The organism is Granulicatella seriolae (genome assembly GCF_024543085.1).
GTDB classification, from domain to species: Bacteria; Bacillota; Bacilli; order Lactobacillales; family Aerococcaceae; genus Granulicatella; species Granulicatella seriolae.
Genome location: NZ_JANHNZ010000020.1, coordinates 1 through 3,846 on the forward strand (window position 1 = coordinate 1; position 3,846 = coordinate 3,846).

The window sequence follows — 3,846 nt, forward strand, 5'->3', positions numbered from 1 at the left end:
AGTAAAATTAGTCATGAGAAAGTCCTCCTATAAAATTTCGGTTGTGGTAACTTTAATTTTACAGAATGGACTTTCTTTTTATCTACCTAAAATTTCTATTTACACAAAATATTTTACGCTATCGCTGATTTCTAATATAATCGGATCTTTCCATGAAACTCTGATGAAATTCATATTCTACAAAACGCCTCGATTGGAGAATGAAACTTTTAGAGCCTTCCCAGTATTCGTCATCCGCTCCTATTTTAGTTATTGTAGTTGAACTGCCGCCACCACTGATTGTATCAATCGCATAGTCACCAATATCTACTGTTTGTAATTTTAAATGGACTTTTCCGTTCTCGCATCTCACGTTTCTTTTACGCTCAGAAAAAGATGGCGGATTATCTTTTTGCGCATTAAAAGCCCTCAGAGCTTCTAAAATTGTCGTTTTGCCAGAATTGTTTGCTCCAACTAAGATAGTAATACCTCCACCTGGATTACCATTTGGAATTGCAAATTGAATTGTTCGTTCCTCTCCAAATCCTCTCAGACCATGTATTGTTATACTTTTAATCATCTATTCATGCTCCTTTCACTTAGATTGAGGTAAAAATAAACATTTGGGGAAAATGGTTAATTCGTCATACACTTACACTAATCACAGCTTAAGTGGAGTTTAGTGTGAATAATCTTTTTTAAATAAGAAATCTATGGTTTTTGACTTAAAAAATATCATTCGATTATAGGCTTTCCATCAATATGTATGGATAACCTAATCAATAATTTTGGATGCACACCATCTAATATGAAGACACTTCTTTTTCCACCTTCTCTAGTGTCTTTTGGAAACAGTTTATCCCATTCCCATGGACAGGACAACTGATTTATTTTCCTCTAACAATGAAGTAAACCTTCGAATTAGGCAAAGTCTTTCTAACTAAACATAATTGACCACTTTTTCATTCCTAAAAACAAACAGAGTCCTATTATATGGCTTCATCACCGTTCTTGATTTTTCTCTTTAGCTTTTTGACGATATTGCTCATCCTTTTGTTGTTGTTCTTTGAATGCCTGGATCTGTTTTATTACACTTGGCTTATCTCCTCGTTTAATTGCCTTATCAATTTCAATGGATAGTTCAATACCATATTCCTTATTGACATGATCTACTGCATATTTAATGTGATTGATTTGCTGATATTCTTCTTTGATAAGCATTGACGAATTATTCAGTGCCTGGATTTCTTCTTCCAGTTTTTTTATCTCAGCTTGCCATTCACCTGCTTTAACCACTGAACCACCAGTACGATTTTTAATCTGATTTCTTGCACGTTCGCACTTATCAATAGCTTGTTGATTTTCCTTATAAAAATTCTCCTTGAACAGTTTTTTAGATTGGTATTCATCATAAATTGGAGCATTAGCTTTGATGATTTCTCCATACTTCAAACATTGATTCAAGACTTCAATTCTTTCCGTTTTCGTCTTGATTGCTTTGAAGTTTTTTCTGTTCTTGGTTTTTAGAATATCAATCTGACCTTGTAAATCGGCTATTGTTTTTAAGTTATTCTCTCTTAGGTATAAAACCCCTTGAGAAAATTTTTTCAGGTCATAGAGGTTCTTATTTTGTTTAGCATAGTATTTCAGATGATGGCTCTCTTTCGTCTGCATTTCTTGATAAAAAGTTAAATATTCATAGAGGTCAAAGAGTTCAGACTTGTTTTCTATTTCAGATTTCTTTTGCTCCTTATAGCCATCTAAACTAGCTTGAAGTCGTTTGGAAAATCCCTCTAGCCACTCTGTCAGACGCTTAATTTCTTCTTTGATTGATTTGATTAAACCATTCTGTTTTTTGATTTCTCGATTGACACTTCCTTTTTCTGTTGGTATGCCTTTTCTTTCCATGCTACTAGCAGCCGCTCCCATATGAATGGTTGGGATCTGGTCTATTTCTTGTCGTTTGAAAGAACGATGGTCAACACGTTTTTCTTGGCCGCTTTTCTCAAGATGTTCATTACATAGATTAGAAAAACTCTCTCGCCATTTTTCAACATTTCCTCTATCATTCCATGTTGTTAATTCAATCTTTCGAGATTTCTTAGCACCACTTTTTGTTAGAACTGGCTCTCCTTTTTCATCAAAAATATATTCTTTTTTGCTTTTAGCTTGCCACATACCATGTTCATCAATGGGTCTAACAATCGCCATTATATGAGCATGGATATTTTGATTTCCTTCTTTACTTTCTGAATGGATTGCGTAGTCAACAATCATCCCCTGTGATAGTAGGCTCTCTTCAATAAAATCTTTTATGAGTTCCTTGTTTTCTTCTAAAGGCAACTCTTTTGGTAAGGCAATAATAAAATTTCTCGCCATCTGTGCATTCGAATTCTTCTCGAACAATTCAATGCTATTCCACAATTTACTTCTATCTTTTAATTCTATTGGTACGTGTTCAGGTAGCAAGATATCTTTATAAATAACTCCCTGTTTTCTCCTATAGTCATGGGTAATTCCGTCCCACTCATTAGTAATTTTTTCACCAGAGATATAAGCAGCACTTGCTACTGCTGATTTACCTTTTCCTCTTGAAATAATGTTTACTGAAAAATGAAATGCATCTGCCATTTCATCAACTCCTTTCTGATTCTGAACAATAAAAAAAGAGCAGACAGATTATCTACTCTCACTACAAAGTTCACTTTAAATTGCTCCCTGCAAGGGTCTAAGCATCGCAGATCGCAATGACACCTATTAGGGTGTATAATTGCGCCCTTAGAAACTAAGGGATTTCCTCTGTATTTTGCTCTAACACTTTCTCTTTGATTTTTGCTTGTACTTGCTCATTTTGAAAAGCAAATTGAACTAACCGTTGTATCTCGTCATTAGAAAATCCCACTGCATTATCAATGACACTTTCAAGGATAGCTCCTCGCTCGATTAAGCGTTTTGTTCTCTGTCTTCGCTCCTTTTCCTTGTCCTGTTTCATGATCCGTTTCACTTGATTGTCTAATTGCTGAATCTTTTTTTCCGTTTCCTCACGTTCATTTTCAAGTTTTTTTATCGTTTGTTTTACTTCTTGAAGTTCACCCAATTTAATCACCTTCTTTCTTTCGGGCATATAAAAAGCGACTAGATTTCTCCAATCGCTCCTGTTCATAAATAATGACTAATCATCAAATCTTTATCTCAATTCTCATGCAACTTTCCATAATAAAAAGTTAACACCTTATACTGCTCTTTTATCTCTTTTATTTGCATATATTCTTTCATATATCGATAATTTGGTTGCCCTTTTTCATCCACTGGAAGTAAAATTTTTTGTCGTTTCAATCTTCCTGTTCCCATTTTATATCCATATCCATATTTATCTTTTTGATTAACAATGGCTCTTGTTATAAATAGTGATACATGTTTATCTTTTGCTTTAGAAATTAATTTTCTTGTATCATTTCCATATAATGCAGAATAAGGATGATAAAATGCGTATCCTACAGAACCATTTCTATTAACCGAAATACCGCCTTCATCTTTAGTGTTATTAGTATTACCTACAAAATACCCTATCCCATTATTAGAAGCAGTCGCTGTGATATATGGAGTAGTTCCTCTGGTTCTTTCTCTTTCATAAATATCCTTTCCTGATTTTATATCGGCTATATCTTCAATCCAAAATTCCTTCCACTCAATTTCATATAGCTTACCAAGAGCAAAACCTCTAGAAACCGCTATTTCATATATATACCCATAGTGCTAGTTGATTAACCACCCAAACATTCAAGACCAATGGAAAATTTTAATGTCCCATACTCTCTTTTATGAGCTTCAATCAACAATAGATTATAAAGAAGCACCGTTAATTGT

Annotated in this window: 4 protein-coding genes and 1 pseudogene; all 5 read right to left on the minus strand. The window is 33.9% G+C overall.

The features are described 5' to 3' along the window. Positions 1 to 118 precede the first annotated feature (118 nt). Positions 119 to 559 (minus strand): AAA family ATPase, encoded by a 441-nt coding sequence (locus NPA36_RS10145; protein WP_256946004.1) that lies wholly within the window; start codon positions 557 to 559, stop codon positions 119 to 121. A gap of 422 nt (positions 560 to 981) precedes the next feature. Continuing rightward, a complete protein-coding gene (mobQ, locus tag NPA36_RS10150) occupies positions 982 to 2,610 on the minus strand; it encodes a MobQ family relaxase (RefSeq protein ID WP_256946005.1) in 1,629 nt (542 codons plus the stop codon). Between the two features lie 154 nt (positions 2,611 to 2,764). Then, positions 2,765 to 3,076 carry a DUF3847 domain-containing protein gene (locus NPA36_RS10155; RefSeq protein ID WP_256946006.1) on the minus strand — a complete coding sequence of 104 codons (312 nt, stop codon included), beginning with the start codon at positions 3,074 to 3,076 and terminating at the stop codon, positions 2,765 to 2,767. Between the two features lie 95 nt (positions 3,077 to 3,171). Next, positions 3,172 to 3,723 (minus strand): restriction endonuclease subunit S, encoded by a 552-nt coding sequence (locus NPA36_RS10160; RefSeq protein WP_328516877.1) that lies wholly within the window; start codon positions 3,721 to 3,723, stop codon positions 3,172 to 3,174. A 20-nt stretch (positions 3,724 to 3,743) separates the two neighbouring features. Further along, positions 3,744 to 3,846 (minus strand): annotated as a pseudogene (locus NPA36_RS10165) (IS982 family transposase); the annotation flags it as partial.

What these genes read in the sequence shown, in the direction of transcription:
- NPA36_RS10145 (WP_256946004.1), bottom strand. Translation starts at nt 559, where the DNA reads ATGATTAAAAGTATAACAATACATGGTCTGAGAGGATTTGGAGAGGAA.
- mobQ (WP_256946005.1), bottom strand. Translation starts at nt 2,610, where the DNA reads ATGGCAGATGCATTTCATTTTTCAGTAAACATTATTTCAAGAGGAAAA.